We start from the raw sequence: 18,671 nt of genomic DNA on the forward strand, positions 1-18,671 counted from the left end.
TAAGGGGAATGATAAAAGCCCGGGCACGAAGGAGGAGTATACATGTCAGAAAACAATCACGAAGAATTATTTAAAACAACGCTGATGGGCGGTTTCGATAAGGACGATGTCATGACGAAAGTGCAGAACCTGAAAGATCAGGCGTATGCCGCTCAGAAGAAACTGGAAGCGAAGATCGAGGAAAAAGAGCAGGAAATCGAGAAGCTGAACCGCAAGATCCGCGAGCGTGAGGATAAAATCGAGGAGCTCGAAAAAAATATTCATGAGAAATACCAGAGCTATATCGACAATTATGACAGCATCAGCGGCCTTGTGTTTGAGGCACAGGTGAAAGCGAAAAAACTGACACAGGAAACAGAAGATGCCTGCCGCGAGAAAACGGAAGAGACCGATGCAGCGTGCAGAAAGCTGACGGAGGAAACGGAGGAGAGCTGCAGAAAGCTAAAAGAAGAGACCGAGGAAGCCTGCCGCCGGAAAAACGAAGAAACGGACGAGTCCTGCCGCGAGAAAACGGAGGAAACGGATGAGGCGTGCTGCAAAAAGAAAGAGGAGACAAACGAGTCCTGCCGGAAACAGAGGGAGGAGACAAAGGAATCCTGTGCAAAGCAGCGCCGCGAGACGAAGGAACAGTGCGAATACATGGTAGAGAGCGCACGTCAGAAGGGCGAGGAACTGGCTGCTGTTTATGAAGAAAAACTGCAGGCCGAAGCAGAAGAAATCCAGAGCCATATGGACGCGGAACTGCAGAAAGCCAACACCAGATACCAGAAGATTTACGCCGAGATGGAAACCATGACAAGTGTACTCGAGAAGAACCGCAGAATTTTTGAGGAGACCTTTGCCGGCATCGAAAAAATGCGTGAGGAGATGAAACGTTCTGCGTCGGAAGTGGAAACCTTCATGAAAGATCCGGTAAAAAGTATCTTTCCCGGAGAGGCAAAAGAAACAGCCGCAGAGCCAGGCAGTGAAGATACCGCAGAAGAAGCAGAGGAAGAAGACGAAATCGTCGAAAATTCCGCAGTCATCGATTTCGAAAATGAGCCGGATTATCTCGATGATGACAACGACGAAGAAGAGGATGAAATCCCGAATCGCGCGCATGATGAAGAAGATGAGGAAGAGTAACCGGAAGCAATAAGAGTTGTAACCTGCCCCGCTGCTGCATAAAATGACCAAGAAAGGAAATTTGCAGCAGGGGGCTTTTCATTTGGAAAAAGGGAAAAAACTGGAATGGCTGATGGCGGTGATTCTGCTTTCGGCGGCGTATGTTCTGTCCCGCGAGGGCGCACGGCTGGTGGCAGCACAGAAGGCAGCCACAAAAGTAGTGGTGCTGGACAGCGGCCACGGCGGCGACGATCCCGGCAAAATCGGGGCAAACGGTGTCAAAGAAAAGGACATCAACCTTGCGATTGCCCGTCTGCTGAAAAAGAAGCTGGAAAAGCAGGGAATCCTTGTGGTGATGACGCGGGAAGGGGAGGATGATCTCTCCGATCCGGGAGCCGTGAATGCGAAAGTGCAGGATCTGCAGCGGCGCGTGCAGCTGATTCATAAAAAAAAGCCGGACTGTGTGATCAGCATTCACCAGAACAGCTACCCGGATGCGGCGGTCAAAGGGGCGCAGGTGTTTTATTATACGGATTCAAAAGAAGGCGAAAAACTGGCGCTCTGCATGCAGGCTGCACTGGTCGCGGGGCTCGATCCGGCGAATCACAGGAAAGCCAAGGGAAACAAAACGTATTACATGCTGAAGAAGACAGACGCAGTGCTGGTGATCTGCGAGTGCGGATTCCTCTCAAATCCGGAGGAGGAAGCGCTCCTGAACACAAAGGAGTACCAGAAAAAGGTGGCGGATGCACTGTGTGACGGCGTTTTAACGTATCTGGGAGAAAAGAAGAATGGCAAAGAGAAGACACAGACGAAGACGGAAGAGACCGCTGCGGGCGCTGCTTCCGCTTATGCTTGCCCTGCTGGCGGCTTATCTGGTATTCGGAGAATTTGATGAGAGCGATCCCGCGCAGAACGGAAGCGGAGCGGACAGCAGCACTGCTTCACAGACGGCAGACGAAAACAATGGTCTGTCAGAGAATGGCGCAACACAGTTTCAGGCGGAAAATACAGATGAGGAGGAGCTGGCGAAGCGGTATTATTACAGCCAGCTCGATGAAAACAGACAGATGATTTACCGCGAACTGGTGCAGGGAATCGCGGAACACCAGGAAACCATCATCACAAAAGGCGGCGATCCCGATGTGACGGCGGAGGTTTACGGATGGGTCTATATGGATTACCCGGAGTACTGCTGGATCAACGGAGCATCACATGTCACGGGATACGGCGAGCCGAAGAACTACTGCGAGGTAGTTCCGGAATACACGATTCCTGCGGAGGAGATCACAGGCCGCCAGACCCAGATCAAAGGGGCGGGAAACGATTTCTTAAGTGATATCGACCGTTCGATGGATGACTATGGGAAGATCAAGGCTGTCTTTGAAAAATGTATCCGGCAGATTGATTATGTGAAAGATGCGCCGGAGAATCAGACACTCTACAGCGGACTTGTGAACGGACAGACGGTCTGCGCAGGCTATGCCAGAACGTTCCAGTATCTGATGAACCGCCTGGACATCCCGGTCATTTATGTGACGGGAACGACAGACACCGGCGAGGCGCACGGCTGGAATATCGTAAAGTGCGGAGACAATTATTACAACGTCGATGTAACCTGGGGCGATCCGGTATTCGCAGAGGGCGAGAGCGGCGAGTACAATCTGCCGGACGACCTGATCTACTACGATTTTCTCTGCGTTTCCGATGCGGAATTTTCGGACACGCATCAGGCGGATGCGAATCTGCCGCTCCCGGCGTGCAATGCAGATGACCTCGAGTATTACCGCCAGATCGGCCGGTACATGGATACATTTGATGCAAAACAGATTCTGTGGGAAATGGAGACGGATATTGAAGAGACGAAAGAGTATTCCGAATTTAAATTTGCCACCGATGATCTGATGGCACAGGTCATGGAAGCCCGACCGGAGCTTCTCGATAAGGCTTCCGGCTATCTTTGCAGCTATTACGGACTCGGGTCCGTAAAATATACATACAGCGAGGATACGGCGACAAGAAAGCTGATGGTATTCTGGCAATATAAAGGAGAACCGAGTGAATGACGGTTCTCCTTTAAAAATATCCGGAAACAAAATGTCGATCAGCTCGCGCTCGAGAAACTCGATGGTAATCAGGCACGAATAAGGGAGTTCGGAAACCTGGGAAACACTCACAAGATCCTGACGGACGGTGATGGAATGATCCGTGACATCGGTAACCTCTGCGACCCAGGCGGCATGCGGGATCGTCAGATGTTTCGCAATCAAAGGGCCGACCTGCGCGGTATCGCCGTCGGTTGTCTGACGTCCGCAGATAATCAGATCCGCGCCGCCGATCACCTGAATACCCTGCGCCGGCGTTAAGAATATCCCCCGTGGGGGCTTGTGAAAAAGGCCGATTTTTGGTAGAGTAAAGGGATATTTGAGCGGTTGGAGAACGACCGCGCCGGGAAAATTAAGAAAAAGAAGAAAGAAGCGGAAGATATGGAACAGGAATTATTACAGGAAATTGCCTCCTACTGGGGAACCCGTGCGGAGGGGTATTCTGAGGTCAATGAAAAAGAACTGGCGGGAAGCCAGAGAGAAGCGTGGCTGCATGTATTAGAGGAGCAGTTTCCAGAGAAAAAGAAAGAAGAGATGAAGATTCTCGATATCGGAACCGGCCCGGGATTCTTCCCGATGATTTTGTCGGAGGCAGGTTATACGGTGGCGGCTGTTGACTACACGGAGGAGATGCTGGAAAAGGCGAAAGAGAATCTGGGAAAATATACGAAATACGGTCTGGAGCGCGTGACGCTGCAGCGGATGGATGCACAGAATCTGGAGTTTGCGGATGAGACCTTTGATGTTGTCATTTCCAGAAATCTGACCTGGAATCTGGAAAAGCCGGAGCAGGCATACCAAGAGTGGATGCGTGTCCTGAAACCGGGCGGCGTGTTGCTCAATTTTGATGCGAACTGGTACGGTTATCTCTATGACGAGGAGAAAAAAGAAGCGTACGAGGCAGACCGGAAGAAAGTGGAAGAGCAGCAGCTCGACGACCATTATCTGTGCACGGACATTGACCGCATGGAAAACATTGCGCGCCAGGTGCCGCTCTCTGCGATGGAACGGCCGGCGTGGGATACGAAGGTGCTCGAATCCCTCGGCGTCTGTTCCATCCAGACCGATTCCGAAATCTGGAAGCGCGTCTGGAGCGAGGAAGAGAGACTGAACTATGCATCGACACCGATGTTTCTGGTGCGCGCGGAAAAAAGCGCAGAGCAGCCCTTCCAGCTTGGTGATGTGACCGTCCGCCGCGGCGAAAAATATCAGGCGGCTTCCGAAGACGGCCTCTGGTATCCGGCGGCAAAACCGGGCGATATGGTAACAGAAGGGGGCCCTGTCGTTGCTTACGGAAGAATTGTGCGCGAGCCGGAGTACGACGACCGCAAAGAGCAGATTGTCCATTACTGGGAGAAACGGAGCGAGAGCTTTTTAGAGCAGAGACGCTCCGAACTTGCCAACCCGATTGCGAAGCGCTGGATGAAAGAGATCGAAAAACAGATTCCGGAAAAGAGACGGTTAAAAATCCTTGATGTCGGCTGCGGAGCCGGATTTTTCTCGATCCTGCTGGCAAAAGAGGGCCACGAGGTATTCGGCATCGACCTGACACCGGAGATGATTGAGAATGCAATCCAGCTTGCCGAAGAAGAGAATGCCGACTGCTGCTTCCAGGTCATGGACGCGGAAAATCCGATGTTTGCGGATGAAACGTTCGATGTTGTCATTTCCCGAAACCTGACGTGGACGCTGCCGAATGCGGAGCATGCTTACGGCGAATGGATGCGTGTGCTGAAAACGGGCGGTGTGCTGCTGAACTTCGATGCCAATTACGGAAAAGACGATGCTTCTGACGCGAAAGATCTGCCGGAACAGCATGCCCATTTTAAAGTTGGAAATGAAATGCTTGAAGAGTGCGAACGGATCAAAGCACAGCTTCCGATCAGCCGCAAAAACCGGCCGGCGTACGATGTGGCGGTGCTGTGCGAAAACACAGAGGGAGAAATCCGCATTGATACGAGCCTTGGAAAACGCATTTATCTGGAAAAAGACGAGTTCTATAACCCGGCACCGATGTTTTCGATTTGTGCCGTGAAGCAGTAAAGGAGTATTTGTGAAAACATATCTGTTAAAACGACTGCTTCGCCTGATTCCGGTATTCCTCGGCGTGACGATTCTCGCTTTTCTGCTGACGGGACTTTCCTCGGTCGATGCGGTGGATTTAAAAGAGAGCAGCAGCGGCGGCGTGATGTCGGAGGCGGAAAAAGAAGCGATGCGGGAGGAGCTGGGACTGAATGAGCCGAAAGCTGTCCAGTACCTGCAATGGCTGAAAAACGCCCTGCGCGGTGACTTCGGGGAGTCGTACGTTTCCGGCAAACCGGTGCTTGTAAGCTTCTGCGAAAAACTGCCCGCAACGATTGCACTTGCGGCGCTGGCGCTTGCCATGACGGTCTGTCTTTCGTTTCCGCTCGGTATCTTAAGTGCAAAATATCAGAATACGTGGGCGGACCGCGGTATCAGCCTGTTCTGCTTTGCAGGTAATTCGTTTCCGGGGTTTTTCACTGCACTTCTTCTCTTGTATTTCTTTTCGCTGAAATGGAATCTTTTTCCGGTTCTCAGTATGGGAAAGGGATGGAAAAGCTGTGTGCTTCCGGCGGCGACGCTTGCGGTTTCGATGACGGCAAAATACACCCGTCAGGTGCGTTCTGCCGTGCTTGCAGAGCTGGAGCAGGAGTACGTGGCGGGTGCACGGGCACGTGGGTTAAGTGAAAACCGGATTCTGCTCGGAAATGTATTAAAATCCGTGCTGCTTCGGATGGTCACGCTGCTATTCTTATCCGCCGGTTCGCTGCTTGGAGGAACCGCCATCGTTGAGACGATTTTCATGTGGAATGGTGTCGGAAAAATGGCCGTGGATGCCGTTTCCATGCACGATATTCCCGTGATTCAGGCATATCTGGTGTGGATGGCGGCGATCTATCTGCTGCTGCATCTCATTGCTGATCTGATGATGGGTGCACTGGACCCGCGGGCGAAGTTGGAGGGAATGCGATGAAAAAAGAACAGAAAAGAAAGATCCTTTTTTATGGCATCCTCGCCGGTGCGCTGCTGCTGTTTGCCGCGTGTGCGGCCCATCTGACACCGTACGATCCGTATGAGCAGAATCTGGAACTGTCCCTTCTTCCGCCGTCCGCGGCGCACTGGATGGGGACGGACCGCTATGGAAGAGATCTGTTTTCAAGGATTCTCTCCGGCGCGCGGGTCAGCATTTTTTCAGCACTTCTTGTCGTTGCGGCAAGCGCTCTGATCGGAACACTCGCCGGAATTTTCAGCGGCTGGCTGGAAGGCAAAACGGATACGGTTCTGATGCAGATCTCCGATATTTTTCTGGCCTTTCCGGGTATGGTATTTGCAATCGCATTTTCCGGCGTTCTGCAGAGCGGCATGACGGGAGCCGTTGTGTCGCTGATCCTTGTTTCCTGGCCGAAATATGCACGGCTTGCGCGGAACCGTGTGCTGGCATTGAAACACATGCCGTTCATCGCGGCGGCGCGCCTTACAGGAAACGGAACATGGAAGATGATCGGACGCCATATTCTGCCGAATCTTGCGGGGCAGACGATTGTCACAGCGGTGCTCGATATCGGAACGATGATGCTGGAAATCGCAGGTCTGTCCTTCCTCGGCCTTGGTGCGGAAGCGCCGTCGGCGGAGTGGGGAGCGATGATGAGCAACGGAAGAAGTATGCTGCAGACCGCGCCCTGGGTCATTCTGGCGCCGGGACTGGCGATTTTTCTGACCGTTCTTGTCTGCAATCTGCTTGGTGAGGCGGTACGGAAAACGGTGGATCAGGGATAAGGGGCAAACGAAAATGGAAACAAAGGGAGCAAAAACATGAGCGAAAAACTGCTGGAAATCAGCGGCCTTTCTGTCTGTTATGAAGGGGAGCAAATTTTAAATAACATCTGTTTTTCCGTCGAAAAAGGAGAAACCGTCGGCATCGCCGGGGAGTCGGGCAGTGGAAAAAGTACCTTGCTGCGAGCGATCCTGCGGCTGATGGGAAAGAATGGTTCCATCACCGGCGGGCAGATCACATTTCGCGGAGAGGAGCTGACGGGCATGTCCGAAAAGAAGCTGCGGAGTCTGTGCGGTTCAGAAATTGGTATGATTTTCCAGAATACAGGGGCATCACTCTGTCCGACCCGGAAAATCGGAGCACAGATCTGTGAAAGCGTGCGCGCCCATGAGAAACGCTGCGGATTCATCACCCCGATTTCTGGGGGAATGTCTGGCAGAAAAAGCCGCAGAGAAATCAAAGATATGACGCTCCAGCGATTTGCGGATATGGGGCTTTCGGATGGCGAGACGATCTGGAACAGCTATCCATCGTCGCTCTCCGGCGGCATGAACCAGCGCGTCGGGATTGCGCTCGCAATGCTGCTGCATCCGTCGCTTCTTCTGGCGGACGAGCCGACGAGTGCACTCGATGTGGTTTCGCAGGCGCAGGTGCTGCGGGAGCTTCAGGCGTTGCAGCAGAAAGAGCAGACGGGGATGGTGCTGGTGACGCACAATCTTGCGGTTCTCGAGCAGATGGCAGACAGGGTTGCTGTTTTGAAGGATGGAAACATCGTGGAGCAGGGGGAGACAAGGACGGTTTTCGATCACCCAAAGGACGAATATACAAAAAATCTCCTTGCGGCTGTGCCGGGAAGAGGGAAGAACGATGCATAATCATAACATGCTGGAAGTAAACAACTTAAGCAAAAACTTTGCTGGAACCGGCCGGGAAACGGAATTTGCCGCCGTGGACGGCATCAGCTTCACACTGGATGCGGGGGAATGTCTTGGCCTGATCGGGGAGAGCGGATGCGGAAAAAGCACGACGGCCCGTCTGATCACCGGATTGGTCCAGGCGGATGCAGGCAGCGTTCTGTTGGAAGGCGAGGAAATCCTCGGAAGAAAAGGCAGGCGGCAGCGCGAAGTTTACCGGAAAATACAGATGGTCTTCCAGACCCCGCAGGATTCCTTCGATCCAATGCAGACGCTCGAAACCGGGATTCTGGAAGCTTTTCGGAATCAGGGAATGAGCCGGAAAGAAGCCTGTCTTCGTCTGCCGGAACTGCTGGAAAAAGTGGAGCTTGCCCCGGAAACGGCGAAACGCTATCCCCGCGAGACGAGCGGCGGAGAGTGCCAGAGAGCCGCAATTGCGCGGGCTCTTGCTGTGCAGCCGTCTCTTCTGATCTGCGACGAGGCAACGAGTGCGCTCGATGCGGCGGTACAGGCGCAGATCGTTCAACTGCTGAAAAAACTGCAGCGGGAAGAAGAACTTGCGATGCTGTGGATCGGCCACGACCTTGCGCTGGTGCGGGAACTCTGCAGCCGTGTGATTGTCATGCGGCAGGGAAAAATCGTGGAGCAGGGGGAGACGCGGGAGGTATTGGAGTACCCGAAAGAGGAATATACGAAACTGTTGATGGAGTATAGTCTGTGAGAAAACTGTTGAAACAGAAAATCAGACAGCGGAAATGGTGGTGCCATTTGCGAAAACAGGAGAAGTACAGAATGCAGAGAAAGAACGGCAGAAGGAAAAAAATTGCATATGTTTTGTGCGGCATTCTGGCGGTGGTACTGTTTTCCGGTTGTCAGAGCACAGCGGCAGATGGTACAGATGAAAAAGTTTTCGTATACGGCGACACGACATTCAACGCCGAAAACGACGAGTCCGATGTCAACCCGCACAACGGCTATTCCGGCTGGGCGTGTATCCGCTATGGGATCGGTGAGACGCTGTTTCATTATTCCGATTCTATGGAGATCGAGCCATGGCTGGCAGAAAGCTATGAGATTGTGGACGATACAACATGGCGGATTACACTGCATGAAGGCATCTCCTTTACAAGTGGGCGCACTCTCGACGCAGAGGCGGTCAAAGAATGTCTCGAGGATCTGATCGCAGTACATGACCGTGCACGCGGGGATCTGAAAATTGAGAGCATCGAGGCAGACGGCCTGATCGTAACGATTCACACCGAACAGCCTGTCCCGGCGCTTCTGAATTATCTGTCTGACCCATATGGATGCATCATTGATATGCAGGCAGGTGTGACGGATGACGGCAATGTCGCCGGAACCGGCCCGTACCGCGCAGTACAGGTGGAGACGGATCAGGGACTGACGCTCATGAAAAATGACAATTACTGGAACGGAACGCCAAAGCTCGACCGGATCGAAGTCAAAACGATCCGCGACGGCGATACGATGACGATGGCGTTACAGTCAGGCGAGCTCGACGCGGCGTACGGCCTGCCATATTCCAATCTGATCCTGTTCCGCGATGAACCATACACGATTTCTTCGGCGGATACGTCGCGTACCTTCTTCGGACAGTTCAACGGATCATCCGAGGTGCTGCAGGACGACCGCGTGCGCGAGGCAGTCATCGGAGCGATCGACCGGGAGGGCTTTGTGAATACGCTGATGGAAGGAAACGGAAGCGTGGCGGAAGGCCCGTTCCCCTCTTACTTTGCATTCGGCGACAGCAAAGTGCAGGAGGAGTCCTATGATCTTGAGTATTCCAGAGAACTGCTGGCTGAAGCAGGCTGGACCGATGAGGACGGCGACGGCTACGTGGAAAAAGACGGAAAACACCTGACCATCTGCTGGCTCACGTATCCGAGCCGCCAGGAACTGCCGCTTCTCGCGGAGAGTGCACAGGCATCGCTGAAGAAAATCGGAATCGAAGTACAGATCCAGTGCACGGCAAATCATCTGGAACTGCTGAAAAAAGGAAACTGGGATGTTTATGTCAGCGCATTTGTCAGCGCACCGACGGGCGATCCCGAGTATTTCTTTACAACGCACTGCCTGCAGGATTCCTCCAAGAACCGCGGCGGTTATTACAGTGAGACACTCGAGATGCTGGAGCAGCAGTTAAGCGGCGAGTTTGATACCGAAAAACGAACCGAACTGGCCATCGAGATGACGCAGACGCTGCTGGATGACCACATGTTTTTCTTCGCATCACACCTCAAAATGTCGATGGTATCCGGCGAGGGCGTGACGGGGCTTACGGCGCATCCGTGTGATTATTATGAAATTACAGTCAATTTGGACAAAAACAAATGATTATTTGGAAAAAGAGCAGAAAATGTGGATTTTCTGCTCTTTTTGCGCTATGATAGGAAAAGAACGGCACTGCGACGGTGCCAGAGAAGAGAAAAGGAGAAGTTACGATGCGGAAAGAAGAATTAAGAACATATATTGAAAACCACGAATCCGAAATGATCGAAGACCTGAAAAGCCTGATCCGGATTCCAAGCGAAAAACAGGCGGTAGAGCCAGGCAAACCATTCGGCGCACCGGCGGCAGAAGCACTGGCGCAGGGAATCGAAATTCTGGAAAAATACGGCTTTGCCGTAACCAACTACGACAACTACGCGATTGCAGCTGACTTTAATCAGGAAGAAAAGGGCCTTGATATTCTCGCCCATCTCGATGTCGTACCGGCAGGCGAAGGCTGGCAGGAGACCGATCCATTCACCCCGCTCATCAAAGAAGGAAAAATGTTCGGCCGCGGAACCGCAGACGACAAAGGACCGGCGATCGCAGCTATCTACGCAATGCGCGCTGTCAAAGAACTCGGTTACCCATTAAAGAAAAATGTCCGTCTTGTCCTCGGTTCCGACGAGGAGTGTGGAAGCTCTGACCTCGAATATTATTATAAGAAAGAAGTGGAAGCACCATGCACCTTCTCACCGGATGCCGAATTCCCGGTCATCAACATTGAAAAAGGCGGCATGCGCGGCCACTTCGAAAAAACATCCGATGCCGGAACGACAGGCGTGCGCCTCGTATCCTTACAGGCCGGCACCAAACTGAACGTTGTACCAGGCAAAGCATATGCAGAGCTTGCCGGCATGGCAAAAGAAGACCTGAAAACCTGCGCTGACGAGACTGAGCAGAAGACCGGCGTTTCCTTCGTTCTGGAAGACACCGAAAACGGCAATATAAAAATCACCGCCTGCGGTGCCTTCGCCCACGCATCCACCCCGGAAATGGGTAACAACGCACTGACCGCACTGCTGCAGCTTCTCGCATCCGTTGGAATGGAAGAGAGTGAACTGAAAAACGACATCAGTTTCCTTGCAAAAGTTTACCCGCACGGCGACGGCAAAGGCGCAGGCCTCGGTGTCGCCATGTCAGATGAAGAGTCCGGCGAGCTCACCTTAAGCCTCGACCTTATGAACTACGACGGTAAAACCTTGACCGGTTCCTACGACTGCCGCGCCCCGATCTGCGCGACAAAAGAAAACCTGTACGATACCGCCGGGCAGAACATGAAAAAAGGCGGCTTCTCCATGGAAGGCAGCGGAATGTTCCCACCACACCACGTCCCGGCCGACAGCCCGTTTGTCCAGACCCTGCTGCAGTGCTACACGGATGTCACTGGAAAACCAGGCAAACCATTTGCGATCGGCGGCGGAACGTATGTGCATCATCTGAAAAACGGTGTTGCATTTGGATGCGCAGACCTTGAAGTCGACAACTGTATGCACGGAGCAGACGAGTTCGTGGAAATCGAATGCCTGAAAGAATGCGTTGTGATCTTCGCGGAGGCGATTCTGCGGATCTGCGGGGAATAAATAATTGAAAAATAAAAGATAAAAAAGATCTTCAGCCAAACCGATAGATTCTGAAAAGAACAAGGTTTGCCTGAAGATTTTTTATGGCTCTGAATTGTTACAAATTTTCTCAGAACCGCAGTTCCCTGCACCGGTTCAGGAATGCAAAGATTTCCTGCCGTCTTGGCCGTGCCAGGTCGCCTGGCCTTCCCGGGGCGAGAAGCGAAGAGAGGCCTTTTTCATCCATCTGTTTTTCCAGCAGATCCACTACCTGCACCAGTGTTTTCTTACCGTCCATCTTGTGCTCCGCTGCTTCTAAAAGAAGCGCAGCCAGCCCGTTCAGCTGTTCACTGTCCGTGAGCTGTTCCACGGCGCGCAGATCCGTCAGAGATTTGTTGATGAGGATGGATTCCCGTCCCATCACTTTGACTTTCGTGCGGTCACTTCCCGTCAGGCCTTTGCCCGGCTGCGGGCAGCGATGGAAGGCTGGAACGGAAAAAGGGCGTACGGAGGCAGTAAACGGCGGAAATTCCGCGGCTGTGGTTTTTGCGCGATCCGTAATGTCATAAGGAACGTATTCTTTCATCTGAATGACAGTGTCTGCCACGTGGAAGTAAGAACCGGAGCTTCCGGCAACGAGAATCGACGAGATGCCGAGCTTCTCATACAGATCCCGCACGCGGCTGATAAACGGTGTGATCGGTTCCTCGCTGTCGGCAACGACGCGCTGCATCAGCTCATCGCGCACCATAAAGTTGGTGGCGGACGTGTCCTCGTCGATCAGAAAGAGGCTCGTGCCGGATTCGATGCCCTCGATCACGTTGGCAGCCTGCGAGGTGCTTCCGCTGGCATCGGCGGTCGAGAATGAAGTCGTATCACTCTTTCCGGGAAGATTGTGGATGAAGAGGGAGATATCGACGTTGCTGATGCTTCTGGAGTCCTCGGAGCGGAGCTTTCCGGCGCTTGCATCGGTGATGACATATTCACGGCCGTCCCCGGCGATGTGGTTGTATACGCCGCGCTCAAGAGCCTGCAGAAGGGTAGATTTTCCGTGGAAGCCTCCGCCTACGATCAGTGTGACACCGAGTGGAATTCCCATGCCGGAAACAGGTCCGCGGTTTGGAAGATCGAGGGTAACGCGCGGGGATTCCGGTGAGGTAAACGGAACGGCGTGCTTCATCGGCAGATCGGAAACACCGGTCTCGCGCGGGAGAATGGAGCCGTCGGCGATGAAGGCAGTAAGCCCTTTTTCTTTTAATGCGGAACGGATCGCCTGCTGATCCTCACAGAGATAGGCGACATTGGCACATGCTTTTGGATCCAGAGCACGGTAGAACAGTGATTTTTCTACGCAGCCGGGAAGAAAGTCGAAAAGAATGCGGATCAGCTCCTGCGAGGCGATGGTGCGGCCGTTAGCCGGAAAGCCGATTTCCATGTTGACGATAAGACTGCCGTCGGAAGGATTCAGAACATAGGCAGTACGCTCAAGAATTTCCTGTCCGCAGCGGCTTATCCCCAGCAGACCACTTTTGCCGGAACCCTTTGCGCGGAACGAATACGGTGCGATGGCGCGCGCAAACTGGCGCAGCAGGTAATCCTGGAGGGCGACGCGCTTTTCATATGTGTCGTAGAGAAAAGCCGGAAACGCAGCGGTTTTGCCGCTGATATGAACGCTGACGCGCGATGGAGCGGCGAACGGATCGCCCTGCACGTGGTCGATGGAGAGTGTGTAGCGCGGAAACTGATAGGCACCGCGGGTAGATTTATAGGCGGGATAGCTTTTGTGATTGATACTGAATAAAAGCTGTTTCAGGTCATTTGCAGATTGCATGAAAAAAACTCCTTTCAAAATAAAAAAGGTGAGGCTGCCGTACAGAGCATGTCTGAAAATGGCTTTTCGCAAGCTGCGAGTTCCAGGTGGTGGGAGATTTTGTCCGAATGAGGGCGGATTAAACCCGCTACGGCAACCGAATGAGGGCAAAATCTCCCACAAAGTGGGGCTTGCAGCTTGCGGAAATGATTTTTCAGACACGCGCTGGACGACAGCCTCATCCAAAAAGCTTTAACGTCTGGAAACACTCTGGCGCTTCACCAGTTTGGTTGCCATGCACATTTTCAGACATTCGCGTTTCGGATCGGCCACGCGGTCAAGCAGGCGCTGGACGGCAGTGGCGCCAAGCTCGCGTTTTCTGACCTTCATGGTGGAAAGCGGCGGAACCATCATATCGCACATCGGAACGTCATCAAAGCCGATGATGGAGACATCCTCCGGGATGCGGTAGCCGTTTTCACGCAGTGCACGCATGGCGGCCGCCGCGATGATGTCATTATCGGCAAAGTAAGCATCCGCGATCGGCGCTTTCGACTCGAGAAGGCGCAGCATGTCGCGGTAGCCTTCGTCCGAGGTCGGGGAAACCGGGTGGACATATGGATGTGAGGTGCTGATACCGTTTGCACGGAGCGCTTTGTAGTAGCCGTCGGCGCGTTCGGAGAAGTTGCTGATGTCGAGGCTCGAGTGAAAGTAGCCCACGTTTTTGTGTCCGCACTGAATCAGATAATTCGTGGCGTTGAACGCCCCCTGGATGTTGTTGATCAGAACGCAGTCGTAATCGAGCTCATCGTAATAGCAGTCCACGACAACGATCGGAACAGAAAAATCGCGGAACTTGCGGAAATCGGACGGAGCCATTTCGGTTGCAAGAAGAAGAATGCCCTCACAGTCCACAGCGCGGAGTGCATCGAGCTGGCTGTCAATATCCATGGTCTCATAAAAATAGGAGATATGAAGCGCACAGCCCTGGCGGGTGCATTCGGTGGAGATTCCTTCGGTCAGCTGGGAGAAAAACGGCGTGTCGGCAGCAACCTTTCCGTGCTTCTTATAATTGACCAGCTGAATAATGCGGGAGGAAGCGCCGGAGGCTTCATTTTTTTTCGGCGCATAGCCATACTCGGCTGCAGTTTTTAAAACCAGCTCTCTTGTGGCATCACTGATGCCGGGTTTGTTATTGAAAACCATAGAAACCGTGGCAGGCGATACGTTGATCAGCTTTGCCAGTTCTTTCGCAGAAATATTCATAAGAGTTCAGCTCCTGTTCGATAAAATCAGCCCGCACGGTGCTTTCGTTTGTTTTGTGCATGCGGGGTGTTGAAATTTATTTCAGTATTTATTTGAAAAATATTAAACTTATGCATTGATTTTAATATGAATTAAAAAAGAAGTCAACTTCTGAACTGTAAAAAAATGAAATATGAAGAAATGCATAAAAACATCCATTCTTTTTTGTATAAATTACTAAAAAAGATTTAATAAAGCTGAATAGATGTTGACAAGTTCAAAAGAATTTAGTAATATAAGAGCCATAAAGAGCAGGGGAATTCAAGACATAATTTAGCGGAATTTAAAGAAAATTAAGTGGAGGAAATGAATATGAAATCAATTAAGATCGGATTTGCACCTACGAGAAGAAGCATTTTCAGTGCCCCGGATGCCGTAAAATACGCCAACCTGACGAGAGAGCATTTAAAAGAGCTCGGTGTTGAATTTGTCGACATCACAGATATCAACGAGGAGGGTCTGTTTTACGATGAGGCGGACCGTGAGAAAATCCAGGAGAAATTTCGCCGTGAGAACGTAAAGGGAATTTTCTTCCCGCACGGAAACTTCGGAACGGAATATGTCTGTGCAAGACTGGCAAAGGAAATGGGGCTTCCGGTACTCCTCTGGGGACCGCGCGATGAGAGACCGGATGAGAACGGTGTGCGTCTCCGTGACAGCCAGTGCGGTCTGTTCGCAACCGGAAAAGTGCTGCGCCGTTTTGGCGTTCCGTTCACCTACATGACGAACTGCCGCCTGACCGATCCGGAATTTGAGCGCGGCATCAAGGATTTCCTCGCCGTATGTAATGTGGTAGATACCTTCCGTCACACCAGAATCCTTCAGATCGGACCGCGTCCGTTCGACTTCTGGTCCACCATGTGCAATGAGGGCGAGCTGCTGGAAAAATTCAACATTCAGCTTTCCCCGATTCCGCTTCCGGAACTGACTGCGGAGATGAAAAAAGTAAAAGCAGAGGGTAGCGAGGTGGAAAAAGTCGTTGCTTACTGCAACACCAATATGTGTGTAAAGATCAAACCGGAAGAGCTGGAAAATGTAGCGGCTCTGAAGGTTGCGATGAAGAATCTGGCTGCAAAATATTCCTGCAATGCTATCGCGATCCAGTGCTGGAACGCACTGCAGGGTGAGATCGGCATCATGCCGTGTGCGGCAAACTCCCTGCTGAACGAAGAGGGAATTCCGGTTGTCTGTGAGACCGATATCCATGGCGCCATCACCGCTCTGATGGTGGAGGCTGCCGGCAGAAACGATAAGAGAAGCTTCTTTGCCGACTGGACGGTGCGCCACCCGGACAACGAGAACGGCGAGTTGCTGCAGCACTGCGGACCGTGGCCGATTTCTGTTGCACAGGAAAAACCGACGATCGGTTATCCTCTGGCATTCAGCCATCCGGGCGCTGTAGAGGCACAGGCAAAATTAGGCGAGATGACACTGGCACGTTTCGACGGAGACAACGGAGAATACTCTCTGCTGCTTGGAAATGCAAAAGGTGTCGAGGGACCTTACACGAAGGGAACCTACGTATGGGTTGAGGTACAGAACCTGAAACGCCTGGAGGCAAAAATCGTGGAAGGACCGTACATCCACCACTGTGTCGGTATCCACGAGAACGTTGTGCCGGTTCTGTATGAAGCATGCAAATACATCGGCATTGCCCCGGATTTATATGATCCGATCGAGGAAGATGTCAAAGCATATTTAAGAGGAGAATGAAAATCATGAGTGAATACAAGGAATTGAGTTGTCTGGCGTATGATCTGCGGAAGAAAGTAGTGGAAATGGTAGTTTCCGGCAAGGGCGGCCACATCGGCGGTGACATGAGTGTCATTGATGTGCTTGTAGCGCTGTATTTTAAAGAGATGAACATCAGCCCTAAGAACATGGACGACCCGGACCGCGACCGTTTTGTGATGAGTAAAGGTCATTCCGTTGAGGCATATTATGCAGTACTTGCGGCAAAGGGGTTCTTCCCGATGGAAGAGGTCATTGAAAAATTCTCCAAATTCGGCAGCCCGTACATCGGCCATCCGAATAATAAACTGCCGGGCATCGAGATGAATTCCGGTTCTCTCGGCCACGGACTTCCGGTCTGCGTGGGAATGGCGCTGGCAGGAAAAATGGATAAAAAAGATTACCGTGTCTACACCGTTATGGGTGACGGCGAGCTGGCAGAAGGCTCTGTCTGGGAGGGCGCAATGTCCGCAGGAAACTACAAGCTGGACAACCTCTGTGCGATCGTAGACCGCAACCGTCTGCAGATCTCCGGAAATACCGAGGATGTCATGAAACAGGACAGCCAGGAGGAGAGATGGGCAGCGTTCGGATGGAATGTTCTTTCCGTACCGGGCAACGATATGGACGCGCTCGTTCATGCGTTTGAGCTGGCGAAACACTGCAAGGGAAAACCGACGGTTATTATTGCAAACACAACGAAGGGCTGTGGTTCTTCCGTGATGGAAAATAAGGCGGAGTGGCATCATAAAGTGCCGACACCGGAGGAAGTAGAACAGATTATGAAGGATCTGGATGAGAGAAAGGAGGCACTGTCATGAATAAGATTCCAAACAGACAGGCCATTTGCGAGGTTTTAATGAAACATGCCGAAACGGATAAAGATATCGTGGTGCTCTGCAGCGATTCCAGGGGAAGTGCTTCCCTGACACCGTTTGCAAATGCGTATCCGGAGCAGTTTGTGGAGATGGGTATTGCGGAGCAGGATCTGGTCAGCGTTTCTGCCGGTCTTGCAAAATGCGGCAAGAAAGCATTTGCGGCATCTCCGGCGTGCTTCCTCTCCACCAGAAGCTATGAGCAGGCGAAAATTGACTGTGCATACTCCAACACCAATGTAAAGCTGATCGGTATCAGCGGCGGTGTGAGCTACGGTGCGCTTGGCATGAGCCATCATTCTGCACAGGATATCGCAGCAATGGCAGCCATTCCGAATATGCGTGTGTATCTGCCAAGCGACCGTTTCCAGACAGCAAAACTGGTTGAGGCGCTCCTTACCGATGAAAAACCGGCTTATATCCGAGTGGGAAGAAATGCCGTTGCGGATATTTACAGCGAAGAAAATACCCCGTTTGAGATGGATAAGGCAACGGCTCTCTCGGAAGGCACCGATGTTTTACTGGTAGCCTGCGGTGAGATGGTCCGCCCGGCGCTCGATGCAGCTGCTATGCTGAAAGAAGAGGGAATCAGCGTAGGACTGCTCGATATGTACTGTGTGAAGCCGTTGGACAAAGAGGGTCTGGTAGAGGCTGCAAAGAAGGCAAAAGTTGTCATTTCGATCGAAGAGCACGCTCCATTCGGCGGTCTTGGATCGATGGTGAGCCAGGTGGTCGGTGCGGAGTGCCCGCGCAAAGTCGTTCCTATGTCTCTGCCGGATGCGCCGGTGATCACGGGAACTTCCAAAGAAGTATTTGACTATTATGGACTGAATGCCGAGGGCATTGCAAAAAAAGCGAAAGAATTACTGGCTTAACCAGAAATGGAATCAGCGGTGAATGTGATAGCCCGCAGGGAACTGTAAACTGCCGCAGGTCTGCGTATGCCATGTTCCTGCGTGCCCGGGCGGAAGAAAATCCGGGAACGCAGGAACTTTTTCTATATAATCAGGAATAAATCGTTCTGCGGAAGATGTTGGAATGTGTGGTAATCGCCAAAGATCTTGCCTATAGGGGCAGGGTGAATGCTGCGACAATAGAAAATGACGCATGGTGTGTTGAAAAACAGGGTGTATTCAGCGTTATTCGAGATGGGAATCTGGATATTTATAAAATTTTAGGA

16 protein-coding genes and 2 pseudogenes are annotated in these 18,671 nt (G+C 52.2%); 13 read left to right on the forward strand and 5 right to left on the reverse strand.

Translation table 11 applies throughout. The features are described from left to right. Nucleotides 1-42 precede the first annotated feature (42 nt). From DXD92_RS09340 to DXD92_RS09350, 3 genes are all read left to right on the forward strand, one after another. Complete coding sequence (locus DXD92_RS09340; protein ID WP_118594798.1) at nt 43-1,125, forward strand: hypothetical protein; 1,083 nt, start codon at nt 43-45, stop codon at nt 1,123-1,125. 82 nt (nt 1,126-1,207) lie between these two features. Next, nucleotides 1,208-1,999 (forward strand): N-acetylmuramoyl-L-alanine amidase, encoded by a 792-nt coding sequence (locus DXD92_RS09345; RefSeq protein ID WP_330410121.1) that lies wholly within the window; start codon nt 1,208-1,210, stop codon nt 1,997-1,999. Beyond that, nucleotides 1,896-3,170, forward strand: coding sequence for a transglutaminase domain-containing protein (locus tag DXD92_RS09350; RefSeq protein WP_118640450.1), 1,275 nt, complete (start codon nt 1,896-1,898; stop codon nt 3,168-3,170). The genes DXD92_RS09345 and DXD92_RS09350 overlap by 104 nt, the downstream gene beginning before the upstream one ends. A gap of 120 nt (nt 3,171-3,290) precedes the next feature. On the opposite strand, the pseudogene DXD92_RS19660 reads toward DXD92_RS09350, so the two are convergent. Next, nucleotides 3,291-3,446, reverse strand: a pseudogene (locus DXD92_RS19660) (electron transfer flavoprotein subunit beta); the annotation flags it as partial. Nucleotides 3,447-3,590: 144 nt separating this feature from the next. Here DXD92_RS19660 and DXD92_RS09360 point away from each other — a divergent pair. The 7 genes from DXD92_RS09360 (at nt 3,591) to DXD92_RS09390 (ending at nt 11,791) form a co-directional block, all read left to right on the forward strand. After that, the gene (locus tag DXD92_RS09360; RefSeq protein WP_118640488.1) at nt 3,591-5,252 is read left to right on the forward strand and encodes a class I SAM-dependent methyltransferase; all 1,662 of its coding nucleotides are present in this window, start codon (nt 3,591-3,593) and stop codon (nt 5,250-5,252) included. Between the two features lie 10 nt (nt 5,253-5,262). Further along, entirely contained in the window at nt 5,263-6,204 is a 942-nt protein-coding gene (locus DXD92_RS09365; RefSeq protein ID WP_118640451.1) for an ABC transporter permease, read from the forward strand. Beyond that, nucleotides 6,201-7,007 carry a nickel transporter permease gene (nikC, locus tag DXD92_RS09370; RefSeq protein WP_118640452.1) on the forward strand — a complete coding sequence of 269 codons (807 nt, stop codon included), beginning with the start codon at nt 6,201-6,203 and terminating at the stop codon, nt 7,005-7,007. The genes DXD92_RS09365 and nikC overlap by 4 nt, the downstream gene beginning before the upstream one ends. Nucleotides 7,008-7,043: 36 nt before the next feature. After that, on the forward strand, nt 7,044-7,880 hold the full coding sequence (locus DXD92_RS09375; protein WP_118640453.1) for an ABC transporter ATP-binding protein: 837 nt from the start codon (nt 7,044-7,046) through the stop codon (nt 7,878-7,880). Further along, nucleotides 7,873-8,640: an ABC transporter ATP-binding protein gene (locus tag DXD92_RS09380; protein WP_243002065.1), complete on the forward strand. Its 768-nt coding sequence runs from the start codon at nt 7,873-7,875 to the stop codon at nt 8,638-8,640. Before DXD92_RS09375 ends, DXD92_RS09380 begins: the two co-directional genes overlap by 8 nt. 71 nt (nt 8,641-8,711) lie before the next feature. Beyond that, the gene (locus DXD92_RS09385; protein WP_117804875.1) at nt 8,712-10,274 is read left to right on the forward strand and encodes an ABC transporter substrate-binding protein; all 1,563 of its coding nucleotides are present in this window, start codon (nt 8,712-8,714) and stop codon (nt 10,272-10,274) included. Nucleotides 10,275-10,381: 107 nt separating this feature from the next. After that, nucleotides 10,382-11,791 carry a Sapep family Mn(2+)-dependent dipeptidase gene (locus DXD92_RS09390; protein ID WP_118640454.1) on the forward strand — a complete coding sequence of 470 codons (1,410 nt, stop codon included), beginning with the start codon at nt 10,382-10,384 and terminating at the stop codon, nt 11,789-11,791. Between the two features lie 109 nt (nt 11,792-11,900). On the opposite strand, the gene DXD92_RS09395 is transcribed toward DXD92_RS09390, so the two are convergent. The 4 genes and pseudogenes from DXD92_RS09395 to DXD92_RS09400 form a co-directional block, all read right to left on the reverse strand. Further along, nucleotides 11,901-13,601, reverse strand: coding sequence for an ABC-ATPase domain-containing protein (locus DXD92_RS09395; protein ID WP_118640455.1), 1,701 nt, complete (start codon nt 13,599-13,601; stop codon nt 11,901-11,903). Continuing rightward, entirely contained in the window at nt 13,585-13,710 is a 126-nt protein-coding gene (locus tag DXD92_RS19665; protein ID WP_416822207.1) for a DUF6783 domain-containing protein, read from the reverse strand. The genes DXD92_RS09395 and DXD92_RS19665 overlap by 17 nt, the downstream gene beginning before the upstream one ends. A 22-nt stretch (nt 13,711-13,732) precedes the next feature. Further along, a pseudogene (locus tag DXD92_RS19670) lies at nt 13,733-13,822 on the reverse strand (DUF6783 domain-containing protein); the annotation flags it as partial. A 10-nt stretch (nt 13,823-13,832) separates the two neighbouring features. Further along, nucleotides 13,833-14,846 (reverse strand): LacI family DNA-binding transcriptional regulator, encoded by a 1,014-nt coding sequence (locus DXD92_RS09400; protein ID WP_022462682.1) that lies wholly within the window; start codon nt 14,844-14,846, stop codon nt 13,833-13,835. Between the two features lie 351 nt (nt 14,847-15,197). Between DXD92_RS09400 and DXD92_RS09405 the strand changes: the two genes are divergently transcribed. The 3 genes from DXD92_RS09405 to DXD92_RS09415 are packed head-to-tail and all read left to right on the forward strand — an operon-like array spanning nt 15,198 to nt 18,366. Continuing rightward, nucleotides 15,198-16,598 (forward strand): L-fucose/L-arabinose isomerase family protein, encoded by a 1,401-nt coding sequence (locus DXD92_RS09405; RefSeq protein ID WP_118640456.1) that lies wholly within the window; start codon nt 15,198-15,200, stop codon nt 16,596-16,598. A 5-nt stretch (nt 16,599-16,603) separates the two neighbouring features. Continuing rightward, a complete protein-coding gene (locus DXD92_RS09410; protein ID WP_117509781.1) occupies nt 16,604-17,437 on the forward strand; it encodes a transketolase in 834 nt (277 codons plus the stop codon). Beyond that, on the forward strand, nt 17,434-18,366 hold the full coding sequence (locus DXD92_RS09415; RefSeq protein WP_117509782.1) for a transketolase family protein: 933 nt from the start codon (nt 17,434-17,436) through the stop codon (nt 18,364-18,366). The genes DXD92_RS09410 and DXD92_RS09415 overlap by 4 nt, the downstream gene beginning before the upstream one ends. The last annotated feature ends 305 nt before the right edge of the window (nt 18,367-18,671 follow it).

Origin of the sequence: Blautia sp. TM10-2, assembly GCF_003480845.1 — a bacterium.
In the GTDB taxonomy this organism is placed as follows: Bacteria; Bacillota; Clostridia; order Lachnospirales; family Lachnospiraceae; genus Fusicatenibacter; species Fusicatenibacter saccharivorans.

Bases quoted from the DNA above. Each gene is read 5' to 3' on its own strand.
- DXD92_RS09340 (WP_118594798.1), top strand. From the start codon at position 43: ATGTCAGAAAACAATCACGAAGAATTATTTAAAACAACGCTGATGGGC.
- DXD92_RS09350 (WP_118640450.1), top strand. From the start codon at position 1,896: ATGGCAAAGAGAAGACACAGACGAAGACGGAAGAGACCGCTGCGGGCG.
- DXD92_RS09360 (WP_118640488.1), top strand. From the start codon at position 3,591: ATGGAACAGGAATTATTACAGGAAATTGCCTCCTACTGGGGAACCCGT.
- nikC (WP_118640452.1), top strand. From the start codon at position 6,201: ATGAAAAAAGAACAGAAAAGAAAGATCCTTTTTTATGGCATCCTCGCC.
- DXD92_RS09375 (WP_118640453.1), top strand. From the start codon at position 7,044: ATGAGCGAAAAACTGCTGGAAATCAGCGGCCTTTCTGTCTGTTATGAA.
- DXD92_RS09380 (WP_243002065.1), top strand. From the start codon at position 7,873: ATGCATAATCATAACATGCTGGAAGTAAACAACTTAAGCAAAAACTTT.
- DXD92_RS09385 (WP_117804875.1), top strand. From the start codon at position 8,712: ATGCAGAGAAAGAACGGCAGAAGGAAAAAAATTGCATATGTTTTGTGC.
- DXD92_RS09390 (WP_118640454.1), top strand. From the start codon at position 10,382: ATGCGGAAAGAAGAATTAAGAACATATATTGAAAACCACGAATCCGAA.
- DXD92_RS09395 (WP_118640455.1), bottom strand. From the start codon at position 13,601: ATGCAATCTGCAAATGACCTGAAACAGCTTTTATTCAGTATCAATCAC.
- DXD92_RS09400 (WP_022462682.1), bottom strand. From the start codon at position 14,846: ATGAATATTTCTGCGAAAGAACTGGCAAAGCTGATCAACGTATCGCCT.
- DXD92_RS09405 (WP_118640456.1), top strand. From the start codon at position 15,198: ATGAAATCAATTAAGATCGGATTTGCACCTACGAGAAGAAGCATTTTC.
- DXD92_RS09410 (WP_117509781.1), top strand. From the start codon at position 16,604: ATGAGTGAATACAAGGAATTGAGTTGTCTGGCGTATGATCTGCGGAAG.
- DXD92_RS09415 (WP_117509782.1), top strand. From the start codon at position 17,434: ATGAATAAGATTCCAAACAGACAGGCCATTTGCGAGGTTTTAATGAAA.